The sequence below is a fragment of the Gluconobacter sp. Dm-73 genome (assembly GCF_018256215.1).
GTDB classification, from domain to species: Bacteria; Pseudomonadota; Alphaproteobacteria; order Acetobacterales; family Acetobacteraceae; genus Gluconobacter; species Gluconobacter cadivus.
Map to the genome: position 1 here is coordinate 53,183 of NZ_JAERLW010000011.1, position 17,981 is coordinate 71,163.

12 protein-coding genes are annotated in these 17,981 nt (G+C 60.0%); 9 read left to right on the forward strand and 3 right to left on the reverse strand.

Features of this window, described 5'->3' with window-relative positions; all coding sequences use genetic code 11:
- Positions 1 to 756 (forward strand): SDR family oxidoreductase, encoded by a 756-nt coding sequence (locus JK176_RS12045; RefSeq protein ID WP_211588060.1) that lies wholly within the window; start codon positions 1 to 3, stop codon positions 754 to 756.
- Positions 757 to 759: 3 nt separating this feature from the next.
- Here JK176_RS12045 and JK176_RS12050 read toward each other — a convergent pair whose 3' ends face one another.
- The gene (locus tag JK176_RS12050; protein ID WP_211576122.1) at positions 760 to 1,263 is read right to left on the reverse strand and encodes a hypothetical protein; all 504 of its coding nucleotides are present in this window, start codon (positions 1,261 to 1,263) and stop codon (positions 760 to 762) included.
- 43 nt (positions 1,264 to 1,306) lie between these two features.
- Positions 1,307 to 1,633, reverse strand: a complete 327-nt coding sequence (locus JK176_RS12055; protein ID WP_062031788.1) for a TIGR02300 family protein — start codon at positions 1,631 to 1,633, stop codon at positions 1,307 to 1,309.
- Positions 1,634 to 1,794: 161 nt separating this feature from the next.
- Here JK176_RS12055 and aroA point away from each other — a divergent pair, with 161 nt between their 5' ends.
- From aroA to JK176_RS12085, 6 genes are all read left to right on the forward strand, one after another.
- On the forward strand, positions 1,795 to 3,123 hold the full coding sequence (aroA, locus tag JK176_RS12060) for a 3-phosphoshikimate 1-carboxyvinyltransferase (protein ID WP_211588061.1): 1,329 nt from the start codon (positions 1,795 to 1,797) through the stop codon (positions 3,121 to 3,123).
- On the forward strand, positions 3,120 to 3,761 hold the full coding sequence (gene cmk, locus JK176_RS12065; protein WP_211588062.1) for a (d)CMP kinase: 642 nt from the start codon (positions 3,120 to 3,122) through the stop codon (positions 3,759 to 3,761). Before aroA ends, cmk begins: the two co-directional genes overlap by 4 nt.
- A 254-nt stretch (positions 3,762 to 4,015) precedes the next feature.
- Positions 4,016 to 5,728: a 30S ribosomal protein S1 gene (rpsA, locus tag JK176_RS12070; protein WP_099286339.1), complete on the forward strand. Its 1,713-nt coding sequence runs from the start codon at positions 4,016 to 4,018 to the stop codon at positions 5,726 to 5,728.
- Between the two features lie 243 nt (positions 5,729 to 5,971).
- Positions 5,972 to 9,319, forward strand: a complete 3,348-nt coding sequence (locus JK176_RS12075) for a glycosyltransferase (RefSeq protein ID WP_211588063.1) — start codon at positions 5,972 to 5,974, stop codon at positions 9,317 to 9,319.
- A gap of 25 nt (positions 9,320 to 9,344) precedes the next feature.
- Positions 9,345 to 12,335 carry a glycosyltransferase gene (locus JK176_RS12080; protein ID WP_211588064.1) on the forward strand — a complete coding sequence of 997 codons (2,991 nt, stop codon included), beginning with the start codon at positions 9,345 to 9,347 and terminating at the stop codon, positions 12,333 to 12,335.
- Between the two features lie 117 nt (positions 12,336 to 12,452).
- Positions 12,453 to 13,421: a glycosyltransferase gene (locus JK176_RS12085; protein ID WP_211588110.1), complete on the forward strand. Its 969-nt coding sequence runs from the start codon at positions 12,453 to 12,455 to the stop codon at positions 13,419 to 13,421.
- 74 nt (positions 13,422 to 13,495) lie between these two features.
- Here the strand turns inward: JK176_RS12085 and JK176_RS12090 are convergent, their stop codons facing one another.
- On the reverse strand, positions 13,496 to 16,195 hold the full coding sequence (locus tag JK176_RS12090) for a pitrilysin family protein (RefSeq protein ID WP_211588065.1): 2,700 nt from the start codon (positions 16,193 to 16,195) through the stop codon (positions 13,496 to 13,498).
- A 165-nt stretch (positions 16,196 to 16,360) separates the two neighbouring features.
- Between JK176_RS12090 and JK176_RS12095 the strand changes: the two genes are divergently transcribed.
- Positions 16,361 to 16,891 (forward strand): hypothetical protein, encoded by a 531-nt coding sequence (locus JK176_RS12095; RefSeq protein ID WP_194267611.1) that lies wholly within the window; start codon positions 16,361 to 16,363, stop codon positions 16,889 to 16,891.
- 47 nt (positions 16,892 to 16,938) lie between these two features.
- A complete protein-coding gene (locus JK176_RS12100; protein ID WP_211588066.1) occupies positions 16,939 to 17,979 on the forward strand; it encodes a glycosyltransferase in 1,041 nt (346 codons plus the stop codon).
- The last annotated feature ends 2 nt before the right edge of the window (positions 17,980 to 17,981 follow it).

The following is a 17,981-nucleotide window of genomic DNA, read 5'->3' on the forward strand; positions in this document are numbered from 1 at the left end:
ATGGCGTCGTTTCAGATTTCTCCACGTGTTCCCCGTGTGGCTCTTGTGACGGGCAGCGCCCGGCGCATTGGAGCGGCGCTGGTGGAAATGCTGGCCGGGCAGGGGTTTGCGGTCGCTATCCACTGTCGCGACAGTACCCGTGAGGCCGAAGAACTACTGGAGCGGATCGGCGGCAAAGGCTGTGTTCTAAAGGCCGATCTGTACCGTGAAGAGGAAGTCGAGGCACTTCTGCCCAGTGTAGAAGCCGTTTTGGGTCCCGTTGGCGTCCTCATCAACAACGCGTCCGCTTTTATTCGTGACGAGATGGGCAGCGTTACCCGCGAAAGCTGGGATCTGCATCTCGAAACCAATCTTCGCGCGCCGTTCGTCCTCTCGCAGGCTATGGCGCAGGTCCTTCCTGAAGGAGCCGAGGGCCTGATCCTGAACATGCTGGATCAGCGTGTGTGGAACCTGACGCCGCATTTCGTCAGCTATACTTTGTCTCGTACGGGGCTCTGGACTCTGACGCAGACCATGGCGCTGGCACTTGCCCCCCGGGTCCGGGTGAACGCCATCGGGCCCGGTCCGGTTCTTCCCGCCGTACGACAGACGCAGGAGCATTTTGACAGCATGTGCGCCCGCACACCGCTGCAGCATGGCTCATCCCCCGAAGAGATCGCTCAGGCCGCACTGGCGCTGTTTGCACTGCCTTCAGTGACAGGGCAGATGCTGGCGCTGGATGGCGGGCAGCATCTGAACTGGTCTCCGGCCTCCTGAAGCTCAGGGGCGCAGGGCTGCGGGAAGATAATCTTCCACCACGAGGGAAATTGGCGCGTCATCCGTGCCCCGGCGCAGAAGCGCCCTGTTCTCCAGAACGATTCCGGAGGCTTCCCCCGGAAAACGTGTTTCCAGTCTTTCCCGTCTGAAAGCAGTCTGCTGCACGACGCGTCCGAACGGTGTGTCGGTCTGTTCCAGCAGTGTGTTCATGGCCGGGGACAGCCGTTCCGGTACATACCAGTTCCAGGCATCCGAGAGCACAGTCTCGCCGCAGAGCAGCCGGACATGCCGCGTGTTGACCTGATGCGTTTCCGTCACCTGCAATAGGCTCAGGATGTCTTCAGTTACGGGGCGGTCCACGCTCAGGCGCAGGACGCGGATCGGAGACGGGCAGCGGGACTGAAGAACCGCCGTTGCGCTGGGGCGGCTGTCGAGCCGGGCCCTGAATGCGCGAACGGCTGCGCTGTCCGGGGCGAAAACGCCTTCCGGATCAGAGCAGCCGTTCATCAGTGCCGCCAGAAGAGCGGCACAAAGGAGCTTTTCAACAACTTTAGTTGTCGTCGCGGTCGTCCTTGTCGTTCGGAACTTCGATGTCGTTGCTGAGATCGTCGTCATCGTCCAGATCGTCGTCCGGGGCGATCACATCGTCATCGTCCTCGTCATCGGCGACTTCCAGATCCACGTCGTCCTCATGCTCGTTGGCCTGAGGCTTCGGATCTTTTTCTTCCGGTAGCGGAACTTCGCTGCGCTTGAGACGGGAATCGTCCGGCTGGGTCGTGCCGCATTTCGGGCACACCGCCGGGACGCGGTTCAGGTCATAGAAGCGGGCGTTGCATTCAACGCATGTCCGTTTCAGACCGAGTTCGGGTTTTGCCATTGTGCGGGAACCTGCTGATGCCTCGAATAAGGAACGCGGCCATGCCAGCTTGTGCGCGTCCTGTCAAATCCCATCGCATGATTCCTGCCAGTTTTTGGGCGCATGACTGCACCTTCAAGATGCGATTGACAGGTATGGGGCACCCCAGCAAAAACATCTTCATGCAAGTCTCGCGCCCCCTAACCGTCTCCGCGTCCCTTAAGGGACTTTCCGGCCGCACTCGTGTTCCGGGTGACAAATCCATCAGCCACCGTTCGCTGATGCTCGCTGCCCTCGCCTCCGGCCGCACCTATGTCACCGGCCTGCTCGAAGGCGAGGACGTGCTGCGGACGGCTGACGCCATGCGCGCACTTGGCGCGACCATCACGCGGGAGGGTACGGAATGGACCATTGAAGGCCGTGGCGTGGGCGCTCTGACCGAGCCTGCGGACGTGCTGGATATGGGCAATTCCGGCACGGCGGCCCGCCTGCTGTCGGGTATTCTGTCTTCCCATGCGTTCAACAGCGTCATGACCGGCGATGCCTCGCTGCGGTCTCGTCCCATGCGCCGCGTGACTGTGCCTCTGGCGGCCAATGGCGCCGAGTTCCTGACGCGTGAGGGCGGTCGTCTGCCGATGGCCGTTCGCGGGACGGGAGAGGCGAAACCGATCGAATACCGCCTTCCGGTTGCGTCCGCGCAGGTCAAGTCTGCCATTCTTCTGGCAGGTCTGAATGCGCATGGCACCACGGTCGTGGAAGAGCCTGTCGCCACGCGCGATCATACGGAAAACATGCTCCGGCATTTCGGGGTTGAAGTGGATGTCTCGCGTCTTGATGCGGGTGGACGCCGAATCGCCCTGACGGGGCCGGTCGTCATGACCGCGCGGGATGTGACGGTTCCGGGAGATCCGTCTTCGGCGGCTTTCCCGATCGTCGCCGCCCTGCTGGTGCCGGGGTCTGATATCTGGATCGAGGGTGTGGGTCTCAACCCGCTGCGGACAGGGCTGTTCACAACGCTGATCGAAATGGGGGCGTCCCTCTCCATCGAAAACGAGCGTGTGGAAGGTGGGGAGCCGGTTGGCGATCTGCATGTCCGTCACAGCCAGCTCAAAGGCGTGGACGTTCCGCCCGAGCGTGCGCCGTCCATGATCGATGAATACCCGGTCCTTGCCGTGGCCTGCGCCTTTGCAGAGGGTCCGTCCCGCCTGCGTGGGCTGGAAGAGCTGCGCGTGAAGGAAAGCGATCGTCTGGCCTCTACTGTCGCCCTGCTCAATGTGAACGGCGCCGAAACCGAGGTGATTGGAGACGACCTCATCGTGAAGGGGGCTGATGCCCCTCTCGGCGGCGGCACGGTCCAGACCCATATGGACCATCGCCTTGCCATGAGTGCCGTTGTGCTTGGTCTTGCGGCTGGAAAGCCTGTGAATGTGGACGACACGGCTTTCATTGAAACCAGCTTCCCCGGCTTCGTGGAGTTGATGAACGCTCTCGGCGCAGGGCTGACGGCGTGACAGGTCGCCCGCTTGTCATCGCTGTCGACGGGCCTGCGGCGGCCGGTAAAGGGACGCTCGCCAAGGCTCTGGCTGTGAAACTGGGGCTGCCCTATCTCGACACCGGGCTGTTGTATCGCGCCGTTGCCCGCCGGATGGTGAATGCCGGACTGGACCCGGCTGGTGATGCTTCCGCTGAGGCGCAGGCTCTGCAACAGGCCGATCTGGCCCGGACGGACCTGCGTGTTCCCGAGATCGATCGTGGGGCGTCTCTGGTGGCGGCACAGCCTGCTGTTCGCGCGGCCCTGCTGGACCGTCAGCGCGTTTTTGCGTCCGAAACCGGTGCAGTCGTGGACGGGCGCGATATCGGGACTGTCGTTTTCCCGGATGCGGACGTGAAGTTTTTCATCACGGCGTCTCCGCGCACCCGCGCTCTGCGCCGACATCGTCAGGTGGCGGCCGAGACTCCGTTGGAAGGCTCTGCCCTTGATGCGGCCGTGTCCGAGCTCGTGGCACGGGACGCGCGTGATTCCTCGCGGGAAACAGCTCCGCTGGTTCAGGCTGCGGACGCCGTGCTGATCGAAACGGACGGGCTTTCTGCCGCAGAGGTCCTTGATAAAGCCTGCGAAATCGTGGCCCTGCGTCACACGCGGCGCTGAACCGACGCGACAGCAGCAGAAAAACGGCTTTTTTTGTTGACACCACGCCCCTGCAGGGTGTTGGTGCAGCGTATCGCCCGCCCCGAAGGGGAGGGGGATGGTCTGTCCCGCGTCTGGCGGGCAGGTCTTACAGCCAACAACCCGATCTGACCGTTTAGCGGCGGCGGGGAGACGTCCGGTCCATTACTGGGTCTGGCGCAGACGTGGACATCCGCTCCGGTCAAGGAACGGGCGTCCGGGAATATCGTATCTACATGGCTTCAGCCACTCAGAACACCTCGACCGATCGCGGTTTCGAGGATTTTGCAGCCCTTCTCGACGAGACCCTGGGTCGCGATACCGGCTTTGAAGGCTCGGTTGTCACGGGCCGTGTTGTCCGCCTGACCGATGAATTCGCCATCGTCGATGTCGGCCTCAAGAGCGAAGGCCGCGTTTCCCTTAAGGAATTCGGTCCGGCCGGCGTTGCTCCGGACGTGAAGCCGGGCGATGTTGTCGAGCTTTATGTCGAGCGTTACGAAGACCGTGACGGCTCCATCGTCCTGTCGCGCGAGAAGGCTCGTCGTGAAGAGGCATGGACCGCTCTGGAGCGTGCATTCGGCAACAACCAGCGCGTCAACGGCACGATCTATGGTCGCGTCAAGGGTGGCTTCACGGTTGATCTCGGTGGCGCCATGGCGTTCCTTCCGGGCAGCCAGGTCGACATCCGTCCGGTTCGTGACGTCGGACCCCTGATGGGTCATCCGCAGCCGTTCCAGATTCTCAAGATGGACCGCGCCCGTGGCAACATCGTTGTCTCGCGTCGTGCCGTTCTTGAAGAGACCCGTGCGGAACAGCGCTCCGAGCTGATCCAGGGCCTGAAGGAAGGCATGATCCTCGACGGCGTCGTCAAGAACATCACCGATTACGGTGCGTTCGTTGACCTCGGCGGCGTTGACGGCCTCCTGCATGTCACCGACATCGCCTGGAAGCGCATCAACCACCCGTCCGAAGCTCTGCAGATCGGTCAGCCGGTTCGCGTGCAGGTCATCCGCTTCAACTCCGATACGCAGCGTATCTCCCTGGGCATGAAGCAGCTTGAAGCTGACCCCTGGGAAAACGTCGCCATCAAGTATCCGGCTGGAGCACGCTTCACGGGCCGCGTCACGAACATCACCGATTACGGTGCATTCGTGGAGCTGGAGCCGGGCGTCGAAGGTCTGGTGCACGTTTCCGAGATGTCCTGGACGAAGAAGAACGTCCATCCGGGCAAGATCGTCGCCACTTCGCAGGAAGTCGACGTCATGGTTCTGGATGTGGACAGCTCCAAGCGTCGCATCTCCCTCGGTCTCAAGCAGGTTCAGCGCAACCCTTGGGAACAGTTCGAGGAAGAGCACAAGGTCGGTTCGATCATCGAAGGCGAGATCCGCAACATCACCGAATTCGGTCTGTTCGTTGGTCTTTCCGCAGACATCGACGGCATGGTTCACATGTCCGATCTCTCTTGGGACGAAGCCGGCGAAGCAGCCATGGCGCACTACGAGAAGGGCCAGATCGTCAAGGCCAAGGTTCTCGATGTGGATCCTGAGAAAGAGCGTATCTCCCTGGGCATCAAGCAGCTTCAGGAAGATCCGGCAGCTGACACCCTGTCCCGCGTTCAGAAGGGTGCTGTCGTGACCTGCGTTGTGACCGCTGTTCAGAGCAACGGGATCGAAGTGAAGGTTGATGACGTCCTGCAGGGCTTCATCCGTCGCGCTGAACTGGCCCGTGACAAGGCCGAGCAGCGTCCGGAGCGTTTCGCAGTCGGTGAAAAGGTTGACGCCAAGGTCGTCTCCGTTGACCGCGCGTCGCGCAAGCTGGCTCTGACGATCCGCGGCCGTGAGGTCGAGGAAGACAAGGCTGCCATCAACGAGTACGGGTCTTCTGACTCCGGCGCGTCCCTGGGTGATATCCTGGGTGCCGCCATCCGCCGTCGCAACACGGACGCCTGAGTATCTGCACAGGCCACTGAAAGAGGGTTTCCTCTTTCGGTCGGAGAATAAAGGGTCGCTTCGGCGGCCCTTTTTTTATTAAAAATTCATTCTTTTGCGGTGGGCTTTTTCTTAAACGTGTCATCCGCTACACAAGAAGATGCGTTGAGAAAAAAATACCGTAAACGGAAGGCATGCTCTGCTGAAATCCGGACGGCTGGCCAATATTGAATATGGGAGTGGGCGTCAGCGCCCAGGAGATTGATGGCGGTCATTTACAACACGAACTATACCCACAATCCCAATTCCTATCTGACATTGGCCGTACAGCGGGCGGCTCAGGCGCTTTTCGGCAAAGACAATGTCGCGGTTGCAGACAACATGAGCCTTGCGGGGATCGCCGCTTCAGGCGAACATGATGTCCTGATCTGTCTGGACGCCCAGCGCATCAATCTTCCGCTGATCCGTCGGGTCCGTCCTGCTTTCAAAACCATGATCCTCTGGACGTTTGAAGATCCTTTCATGCGGGATTTCAATGTCGAGAATGCCGAGCTTTTTGACTTTGTCTTCACGAATGACCCGTCCTGCGCCGAATACTATCATGGCAAGGGACATTACCTTCCCCTGGCTGCCAGCCCGTCGATCCATGAACGGAGCGTACTTCCCGCTGACGCTCTGGAATACGATATTTTCTTTGCGGGGACGATGTGGCCCAATCGCGTCCATACCCTGCGCAAGGTCATTGCGGCGTTCCCCGATGCCCGGCTCAAGCTGGTCTGTCCGACCAACGAGTTCCTGCCGCCTCTGCCAGCCGATCTGGCGGCTCTCGCCATTCAGCGCCCTATCAGCCATGAGGCTTTCATAGATTTCGCGAATGTCAGCGCCGTTACTCTCACCATGTTTCGCGATTACGCGAGCCATGGCGAAGTCAGTCAGGCGACGGCGCCTGGCCCGCGTTTTTTCGAACTCGCTCTGGCGGGTGCGGCGCAGGTCGTGGAAGCTCCGGAAAGTATGGACGCCGCCCATTTCGAAACAGTGAATGGCATTGAGCTGGCCCGGGATGCCAATCAGGTCGTGGCTGCCATCGCAAAGCTGCTCAAGCAGAAAGGCGCGCGTCGCAATGCTGCGCTGGCCGCGCAGAAGTCGGTTCTGTCGCAGCATCTTTACGAACATCGACTTGAGAAAATCCGCAGTATTACCGGAGCCGATTTTGGCCGTCGCACCCATGCGATTGCGCCGCTGCACCGGCGCAGGCGGCTGCGTGTGCTGATGTGCACACATTCCACAATTCATGAGCAAGCATGGGGCGGTGTCGAGGTCTATCAGCAGGGTCTTTGCACGCTGCTGGCGCGTGACGTAGAATATTTCTACTGGTTGCGTCGCGGAAATTTCTGCCGCCTGACAACAGCCAATGGTCACGAACTGGAGCGTTTTGACGTCCCGGAAGTGGGCTGGCAGGACGCCATGTGTGATGCGCCCGAAGAAATGGCGTTTTCAAGCGTTCTCAGTCAGTACAACATTGATCTCGTCCATTTCCAGCATCTGGGCCACCATGCCCTGTCGCTGCCGATCATTGCTAAGGCAAACGGCACGGGCGTGATTTTCTCCGCCCATGATTTCTGGCTGCTTTCCGCACGTTACAATCTGCTCAATCATGAGCTGCGTTATGTCGAAGACGAGATTCGTTCCGTTCTCGCGGCTGACATTACCCTCAAGGCGTCAGAAAATGTGGAACATGGTGGGGAGCAGACTCGCCGCGCCTTCGTGGCGAAGATGCTGCACTCGGTTGATGCTATCCTGTTCGGGACGGTTCACTCGCGTAATCTGACGCATGAGATCTATCCGGTGCTCGATAGCAAGCGCAGCCTCGTGATGGGTATTCCGAGCCCGGACAATACGGTTCCGGTTCTGAGAAAAGCGTATCAACCTCTCGGGGAACGCCCCCTCGGCGTCGCGATTGTCGGAAATTTCCTGCGGACCAAGGGTGCAGACACGATCCTCAGCCTGATCGAGATCGCGCATCCAGATCATTTCGTTTTTCATATTTTCGGATATCTGAGCCCGGAATATGAGGCGGTGCTGACGGCTGTCCCCCGTGCGAATGTCAAGATTTATGGCCGTTACGACATGGGGGACATTGACGCGCTGAAAGTCGCGGATGTCGCACTGAACCTGTCGATCTGGCCCGAAACATATTGCATTTCCCTCTCCGAAGCATGGCAGAACGGGCTTATTCCCATCGTGACGGATGTCGGGGCTTTGGGAGACCGCGTCGAAGACGGTGTCAACGGTTTCAAGGTTCCCATCAGCCGTCCCAGCATGGTGCTTGAGCGTCTGGAGCTTCTGCGTTCTTCCGAGCCGCTGCGCCGTCAGATCATGCAGAACATTACGCCCGCGCTCTGGACCCATGCGCGAGACTATGCGGACGAGCTTCTCGCCCTTTATCACGACACGGCCCCGCGGCGTGAAATGGGCGTGTCCGAGCTGCGTCTGGATGCCGGGCAGGTTCACCTGCTGCCGCATGCATCATGGCGTCATCAGGCTCCGCCGCGTCATATTTTCGACCCTCCGACCGCCCGTGACCTGTCTGTGGAGCTGCCGGTCGCGATTTCGGACTGGTTCTCCGTGCAGGGTGCGGAGTGCTATATCGACGATATCTGCCATCATGTTTTCTCCGGTCTGGAGGAAGACGTTTTCCAGGGGGCTTCCGAGTTCCATATCCGAGGCTGGATGATCCTTCCCGGTGTGAGTTCTGCCGGGCAGATGTTCACAGTTCTGATCGGCGAAGATCCGGATAGTCCGATGATTTTTCTGGAATGCCAGCGCGAAATCAGGGGCGATATCGCGGAGCTTTTCGTCGATGCACCCCGGCGTGCCGGTTTCTCGGGGAAGGTTGCTCTGCGTGGCAAATGGTGTGAAGGGCGTTTCCGCGTCGGTCTGATCAATGTGATCAACGGTCAGGGTGCGTTCCAGCTGACTCCGATTCAGATCGAGGTTGAAGGCGGCCAGATCCGGGACATTGCCCGCAGTGTTCCGTCGAACGATCTTGTCCTGTCTGACTTCCATCGTGTTTCTCACAGCGATGGTCTGATGCGGAATGTCAAACTGTCCGGTGTCGGCAAACATTCGATGCATCCATACACGGCGGGTGCTCTGGAGTATTTCATCGACGAGTTCAGTGGGCTGATCGGTGATCTCCCTCTTCCCTCCGATCCTGAATCTCCTCTGGTGGTCTGCGGATGGATATTCTTCCGTAATCTGTCCCGAGCCGGGCAGGTTTATGGCGGCCTGGTTTCGGAAAGTCGGGAGGAAATCATCTTCTTTGCAATGGACCGGGTAGCCCGAACCGATGTCGGCAAGGTTCACCGGGACGCGCCTCTCTGCGTCGGGTTTAGGGGGGAGTTCCTGCCGCGTGAAGGCTATGCGCGTCCGCTCGATGGTGTCTATCGCTTCATTCTCGTGAACGTCGTGGGAGATGTGTACGGATCGAGAATGACGGATATCGTCGTGACATTTGCCGAGGGGGCTGTCCTGACGGTCGAACGGACGGACGTGCAACCCCATGACGTCGAGCGTGCCGAGCGTCTTCTCGCGACAAAGATCATTTCCTGACCTGCGAGCGGGAGGCTTGCCCCTGATGTCTGAAAGTGTTGCAGCGCCACTGTCAGAGAAGCGTATCCCTAGATGGTCCCGCTTTGATGCGCAGTGGTATCTGTTGCGCTATCCCGAGGTTCGGGACTGGATGCGGGAAGAGGGGCAGGAGGGGCCGTATGAGTTCTATCAGCAGACGGGCCAGCGTTACGGACATTCTCCCAATCGGTATTTTGACGAAGCGTGGTATCGCGAGACCCACAAGGATGTGCGTCAGGGTCTCATCCGCGAAGAGTGGGCGTCAGGGTTTGAGCACTATATCGCGACGGGTTACAAAACCCATGCGCCACACTGGCTGTTTGATGAACCGGGCTATCGCCGCCGCTATCCGGAGCTGACACAGCGTTTTCTGACCGAAAACGGCTTTCTCAACGGTTACGATCATTTTCTTGAGATCGGCGAAAGTCATTACTACCGGGGGCATCATTTCTTCGATGATGAACTCTGCCGGGAACTGGCGCTGACATTTCCGGATCATTTCGACAGCCGGATTGGCCTGTTCGGCTCCTGGCTTGGTCTGTCGGCGCATGTTGCCGATGCTGGACGCGTATCCTGGTATTTCGATCCGGTGTGGTATCTGACGCGTTATCCCGAAGTCCGTCAGGAGATCGCTGCCGGACATTATTCAAGCGCGCTTCATCATTATCTTACGAACGAAACGCCGCGGCTTTTCGATCCTCAGGAGTTCTTTTCCGAACAGTTCTACGCTTCGGCCCATCCCGACATTCTTCCGTCGCTGGAGCATGGTTTTTTTCGTAACGGTTATGATCATTTCGTCCGTTACGGTGCGCAGGAAGGCCGTATTCCGCAGGCAGGCGTGGATCTTGCGGCCCATATGTCACAGACGCAGGTCCGCAACGATGTGCGCAATCGTCTGTATGACAGCGCGTTTGCCCATCTTGTGGCGGGGCGCACGGGTCTGGGCGAGGGTCGGATGGCGGCTCTTGCGGCTGTTTCCGCCATTCCAGAGGAACAGTCCCGGACGCTGTTCGAACGTGAGGCTGAAGCCATCCTGCCGTCACTGGTCCGCCATCCGCTGGATTTCACCGTTCATGGCGTGCCCGAAGTCAGTGTGCTGATGGTGGTTTATGACCGGATCGCCCTGACGGCACAGGCGCTGGCATCCCTGCGTGCCAACTATGGCGGAAATATTCAACTCATCCTCGTGGATTCCGGTTCTCATGACCAGACGCGGCATATCGGCCGGATGGTGCGTGGTGCCACGGTCCTGCGTTTCAGGCACAACATCGGATATCTTCAGGGCTGTAATCTTGCGCTGGAAAAAGCGGAAGCGCCGCTTACATTGTATCTGAACAACGATATCCGCCTTTATCCCGATGCCATTCTGCACGCCCTGAAGCGGTTTCATGGGCAACCTGATATCGGGGCTGTCGGCGGCAAACTGATCCGGACAAACATGCGTCTTCAGGAAGCCGGATCGATCATCTGGCGGGACGGAGCGACTTACGGCTATCTGCGTGAGGACGACCCGAACCTGACGAGCGCCAATTTTGTTCGGGACGTGGATTATTGTTCAGCCGCTTTTCTGATGGTGCGGACTGCACTGCTGCGTCGTCTTGGCGGATATGATCCGCGTTACATGCCCGCTTATTTTGAGGATGCGGATCTGTGTGTGCGGATTCTCAAGGCCGGGAAGCGGATTGTCTATGATCCGAGCGTGGTCATCGAGCATCTGGAATTCGGAAGTTCAGGTGCGGCCGGCTCTCATGCCCTGATCCGCGGTAACCTGAAAACCTTTGCGCGTCTGCAACAGGATTTCCTGCGGCATCAGCAGCCCGCCCATATCCGCAATGCCGTGCTTGGCCGTGAACATCGCGTCAGCCAGCGCAGGCGAATTCTTTTCATCGAAGATCGTCTGCCGCTGCGTCGTCTGGGATCGGGCTATGTCCGTTCCAACGACATCATCCGCGAGATGACGGCTCTTGGGTATCAGGTGACGGTTTTTCCCGTTCTGCTGCGGGATCAGACATCTATCGACCTGTTCGGGGATTTTCCCGAAACGGTGGAACTGATCGTCGACCGTAATTTTTCCAGCTTTGCCGATTTTATTCAGGAACGTGTGGGATATTACGATCTGGTCTGGATCGGCCGCACGCATAATCTGGAACGCCTTCTGCCGCTGCTCAATGAATCAAGCCGCTATCTTCCGGTCGCCGGACCAGTTCTGGATACGGAGGTGATTGCCACGCCGCGGACGCTGGAGCGGATACGGATTCTGGGCCTTCCGGCTCCGGAGATCAGTTTCGACGAGATGCTTCAGCAGGAACTGGACTGTGCCCGTTTCTGTCAGAAGGTCCTGACGGTGACGGCCCATGATGCCGAACTCGCGCGCCGTGCGGGTTGTGTGAATGTCTCGGTACTTGGACATGAGCTGAGCCCCCAGCCGACCCCCGCCCCGTTCGAGAACCGTCACAACATCCTGTTCTTTGGCGCGATTCATGACGAGGGTGCCCCCAACCATGACAGTCTTGTCTGGTTCGTGGAGAGCGTTCTGCCTCTTTTGGACAGGGTTTTGCCGCCGGATGTCCATTTTACGATTGCGGGTTTTGTCGGGCCGGATGTGGATATGACGGTCTTTTCGACAAACAGCCGGGTCGAGATCGTGGGGCCTGTTGGGGATCCGCGGGAGCTGTTCGACCGGCACAGGGTTTTTGTCGCGCCGACGCGGTTTGCGGGGGGTATTCCCTTCAAGGTCCATGAAGCAGCGTCTTATGGTCTGCCGCAGGTCGTGACGACGTTGCTTCAACAGCAGCTTGGCTGGGCTGAGGGTGCCGAGATTCTGGCGGCTCCGGCGGATGATCCGCAGGCTTTCGCGGCGGCTGTGGAACGGCTTTATCGGGACGGAGAACTGTGGGAGACTCTGCGCAGCGGAGCCCTTGCGGCTGTCGAGCGGGACTGTTCTCCGGCCGATTTCCGACAGACACTGTCTGAGATTGTTCAGAGCTGCATGGCATGACGGACCGGATACGACCGGTTTTAGAAGTTTGGGGAGAGCAGGAAGGTTATGGACGCAGTGAATGATACGGTCGTGGACGTCGAAAACGTCAGCGTGACGGATAGCGCACCAGCCGGAATGACCGGCCGGGTGCTCGTCTGTAGCGGTGGGCGGTATGAAAGTCAGGCCAACACCCAGATCCGTGAGTCCATCATGGATGGCTGGGCGGACTGTTTTGGCGAGGAAAATGTCACGGCCGTTCATATCTCGGCCGCAGCCAGCTCCATCCGGTTCCTCAAGCCGACGATCGTCTTTGCCATCGGCTCCTATCTTCCCGAAAGCACCTATTTCGGTGAGGTTTGTCGTGAAGCGAAGAAGATCGGCGCTGTAACGGTTTTTTGGGCGACGGAAGATCCCTACGAACAGGATGCGAATTATCGCATTGCCGACGATTTCGATGTGATTTTCTCCTGTGATCGCTGGGGCCATAATTTCTACCAGCGCGAGAGGGTGTTCCATCTGCCGCTGGCGGCCTGCCCCAAGCTGCATTACGGCGAGATCGAAGATCATGCGGAAAAGACGATCGACGTCCTGTTCTGTGGTGTTGCGTTCACCAACCGCAAGGATATCGTCCGCAATCTCCTGCCAGCGCTACGGGATCTGAACATCAAGATCGTTGGGCCGGGCTGGGGCGAACTGGGGATCGGGTTTTCCGATGCCCGGATTGAGAAGTCGCAGCTTGTAGAACTATACCGTCGTTCCAAGCTAGTCCTGAATCTGGGCCGCTCCCTGAGCTTCGAGAACAAGCGCTTCGTCATTGCGCCTTCCACGCCGGGACCACGGACGTTCGAGGCTGCGCTGGCCGGGGCGTTTCAGGTGTTCCATGAAGACACCCATGAAATCCGTCGTTATTATTCGGCTGATGAAATCCCGGTTTTCTCGAACCGTGTTGATTTCGAACGACTGGTTGCGACCTATCTCGACAACAACGAACTGCGTGTGAAGATGGCGCGCAAGGCGCAGGCGCGGACGCAGGCCGAGCATCTGTACCGGCACCGCATTCAGTATGCGCTGCGTGTTCTGAAAGACGAGGGCCTGATCGACTGACCCTCGTTCAGGACGACCCTCATAAAAAAGGCCGCGGAATTAGTTCCGCGGCCTTTTTTTGTTTGAAAGCCGGTTCAGTTCGGCTGTGGGCCCATGACGATCTGGGCGAGATCGGTCGGGCGGACCCATTTGCGGAAAGCAGCCTGCACCTGTTGTGGGGTCATGTCATAGATGGCCTGCGCGGCCTTGGCTTGACTGTCGAGCGGCAGGTCCAGCGCGATCAGGGACAGATAGCTTCCGGCCAGGGCGCTGAAGCTGGCGCGGGACATGGGCTGGCTGCGCAGAAGGGTGGCCTTGGCGAGGTCGAGGCTTTCCTGTGAGACGGGGGTGGTCCGCATGTTTTCGACATCCTTCACGGCAAGTGCGCGGGCCTTGCTGACCTTGTCGGGATCAGCGCCGAACGTAATGCCGAAGCCGCTACGGGTGCGGGAATAATTGAAACCGCTTCCGGCGCCGTAAACATAGCCCGTCTTGACGCGCAGATCCTGCATCAGGCGCGAGGAGAACCCGTCTCCGAGGATCGTGTTGCCAACGGCAAGGGCGTGACGATCCGGGTCGGTTACTTTCATGCCGATGGTCTCGACGAGTTTGACTTCGTCCTGCGAACGGCCCGGATCCGCGACCACGGCCTGAGAGGCGCGGCTGAGGGGGATTGCGGGCAGATCGACGTCAGGCTTGGGTCCTGTGGCCTTCCAGCCGCCGAACGCCTTTTCGACGTCCGCCTTCGCGGCCTCGGGGGTGATGTCGCCGACGATGACGATGGTGGTCAGGTCGGGGCGATAGGTGTGGGCATAATAGGCCTGAACGTCCGCCAGTGTGAGCTTGCTGATCGTGGCAGGCGTGGCTTCACGCAGGGTGGGGTCCTGCGGGGGGACGAGCGCCTTGCGGGCGGCGCGGCCGAAACGGTAGCCGGGCGACTGAAGCTCACCGGCCTGCGCCTGCGCGGCCTGCATCTGGGTGACGCGGAAGGCCTTTTCCGGGAAAGCCGGGCTCAGTTCATGATCGGCCAGCAGGGCGAGGCCCTTTTCGAAGTTCGGCGTCAGCGTGCTCAGTGAGAAGGACGGACCGGCTTCTTCGTCTGCCGAAAGGTCATCGAGCGCGCGGGCGAGGGCCAGACGGTCATGCGTTTTGCTGCCGTAGAGGAACATCTGCTGCGTGACGTCTGCCACGCCTTCCTGCCCGGCAGGCTGTTCGAGGTCCGCGTTCTGGCGGATGCTGCCGATCAGTTCGATCGTATGGCTGACATGTTCGGGCTGGACGAGAAGATGCAGTCCGTTGGGGAGCGTGTATGTCGTGGGCAGAGGTGCTGCGGCAGGGATCGTCAGACGGGCAAGAGCCTGCTGCGCCCAGTCCGGCAGGGTGACTTTGCCCGCAGGGGGGGTATTGAAGGATTCCGCACCGCCGAAGCCCTTCTGGCCCACAGGTTTGCCCGAAGCGCTTGGCGTCAGGGTCGCGCTGATGGCATGGGCCGGATCGAGCAGTTTTTTCGCCAGCGCGTCGACCTGTTCTTTCGTGACGCTGCGGAAAGCGGCGAGCATGTCCTGCGGATCGTTCAGATGCTGGATGGCAACGGCCTGCGACCAGCTTTCGGCGAGGCCGGAAATGCTGTTGGCGTTGAACTCAAGCGCTGCGATTTCCTTGCGGCGGGCGGCTTCGATCAGTTCGGCCGGAATGCCGTGCGTGCGGAAATTTTCCATGATGGCCGCAACGGCCGTCCGCAGTCCGTCGGGATTGGCACCTTTGGGGAAGCCGGCATACACGACGCCCAGCCCGGCCTGCGCATCAGGGTCATACATAAAGCCCGTATCGAGTGCCTTGCCTTCAGGCACGAGGGCGAACAGGGCGGCGCGCTGGCTGCTGATGGCGTCTGCGAGCAGGGTTGTCGCCGCATAATCGGGGTCCCGCTGTCCCGGCATCCGCCATGCCATCGTCACGAGACCAATCGGCAGGTCGGTGTCGAGGGAAATGCTCTGGGCCTTGGCCGGGGTCGGGGAGACGGTGCCGCGTTCGGGAAGAGTGTTGGCCGGAATGCTGCCGAAAGCGGCTTCGACCTTTTTCAGCGTTTCCTGCGGGTCCACGTCGCCGGTGATGACCAGAACGGCGTTGTTGGGCGTGTACCATGTGTCATAGAATTTTTTCAGCAGCGGAGCAGTGGTCGCGTCAAAGGACGGGCGCGTGCCGAGAGCGTCGTGTTCGTAGGGTGTGCCCGCGTACAGGGCTGCGCGGATCTGTGAGAGGTAGCGGTAGATCGGGCTGGAGAGATCACGCGAGACTTCCTGTTCGATCGCGCCTTTCTCATGCGCCCATTCGGCTTCGGTAATGTTCAGGCCGCGCATCCGTCCGGCTTCGATTTTCAGCAGAACGTCCAGATCGCTGGCGGGGGCCTTGAAGTAATATTGCGTGACGTCAGAGGTCGTGTCGGCGTTGTCGTTGTTGCCGAGCTGCGCGCTGATGGTGGAAAGCTGGTCGCGCGAGAGAGTTTTTGAACCGTTGAACATCATGTGTTCGAGCGCATGGGCCGTGCCGGGAAAGCCCTTCGGTGCATTTACGGAGCCAGTCTCGTAATTCAGCATGGTCTGCACGACCGGGGCGAGTGTGTCGCGCACCACGATCACCCGCAATCCGTTTGAGAGCGTTGCCCGCGTGACCGTCGCCGGAGCGGCACTCGCCACCGGCGCTGCTTCAGGTGCGGCATGCGCGCCCGCCAGAACCGGAGGGGCAAGCATGGTGGCTGCCAGCAGCGACAGGCGGGAGAGACGGGAGAGTGCGGACATCGGTTCAGAACTTTCCTGAGGAGAAACGTATCTTCACAAAAGAGTAAAGCTGTTGCGTCGGTTTCTGTCCACCATGTGTAACCCGTGTCTGAAGCGCTGTATCTGACGGCCGGATGAAGAAAAAATTATGTGCAGTAGAGCGGAGAGGCGGATAAAGTATGTGTGATGACTTTACCTGAACGCATTGCCCAAGTGGATGACTGGCTGCTCGATCGGCTGTTCCAGCCTCTGGCGGATCGTCTTCCAGCGCGTCTGACGCCGCTCCATCTCGGCCTGAGCTGTCAGCTTGGGGCGTTGATGCTGGAGGGGCTTTCTCTTTTGCTGCCGATGCTGCTGTTCGGGGCCAGTCTGGGCAACATGATCGACAGCACGCTGATCTGGTGCGTCAGTCTGGCGTTCTTTCTGGGCATGAGGCGTTCTGCGCCCATGGTTCGGCCTGGTATGCTCAATCCGCTGCGTCCGCTGCTCCGGGCCATGCGGCTGCTGTCTCTGGCCTTTCTGGGGTACCAGCTGTTCCGGGGTCTGGGCGCGCCCGATTTCATCTGGCTGGTGACGCAGCTGACGACGATTTCCCAGCTTCTCTTTACGATTGGTCTTTATCTGGTGGCCTGTCAGCCGCGTCCGCCGTTCCAGCGCATGTCCAGCCGTAGTGGCCCGGTCATTGAAGGCGTCTGGGGCACGGCCGGGGGGCGGTGAACTCCTGATATCCGGTTTCTTCGCCACGCCCATCAAGGAACACGCGCGTGACATCCCGACTGCGAATTCTGCATTGTCTCTCGACCCGGGAATTTGCGGGAACGGAGCGACATCTTGCGGAACTCTCCGCCATTCAGGCGCGGAGCCATGACGTCACGCTGCTTCTGGAACGCAAAACGACCGATGCGCGCACGGGCGGGGACATTCAGGGGTTTCTGTGTCCTGATGTAAAAATCGTGCGGGCTGGGCGTGCGGGTTATCTACCCGCACTGGCCGCAGAGCTTCGCAGCGGGCGGCACGATATTGTTCATACCCATCTCGGGCGGGCCTCTGCCCGGGCGAGCTGGCTACGCCGGGCAGGGCTTGCGGGATCGGTGCCTGTCGTTGCGACGTTGCACACCTCCTATCGCGGTCGTAGCTATGGCACGCATGACGGGCTGGTCTGTATCGCGTCCTGGCAGCGCGATGTTCTGCCGGAACGACAGCGTGAAGCGTGCGCGCTGATCCCCAATTGGACGGTTCCTCCCCACTCCACGGCGGCATGTCGGGCGGCTTTGCGGGAGCGGATGCGGCTTGAGTGGCGGATTCCTGAGGGCGGGGTCGTGATCGGGGCAGCCGGTCGGATGGTTGAGGAAAAGAATTTCCAGCTTCTGATAAAGGCGTGGAAACAGGCCGGTCTCAGACCCGAGACCCGGCTGGTTCTGGTCGGGGATGGCCCGGAGCGGTGTGCGCTGCAAAAAGCGGCGCAGGGCCGGGCAGACATTCTTTTCACCGGCTATCGCACGGACATGCCCGATCTTCTGGCCGCGTTCGATGCGTTCGTCGTGCCCTCACGTCACGAACCGTTCGGGCTGGTGCTGCTGGAAGCCATGGAGGCTGGGTTGCCGGTCTGTGCGACGGCGGCGGGTGGGGTGAAGGATATTCTGGCAGATGCGCCGGAATGTTTGCTGCCGTCCGGTTGTCTGGAGGCGCTGATGGCCGGGTTGCGGCGTCTTGAAGCTGCGGCGCCGCGTCAGTGGGATATGTCCCGTTACCGGATCGCCACGGCGGCAAGCAGCGTCGAGGCTTTTTATCGCCGGTACTGCTGAAC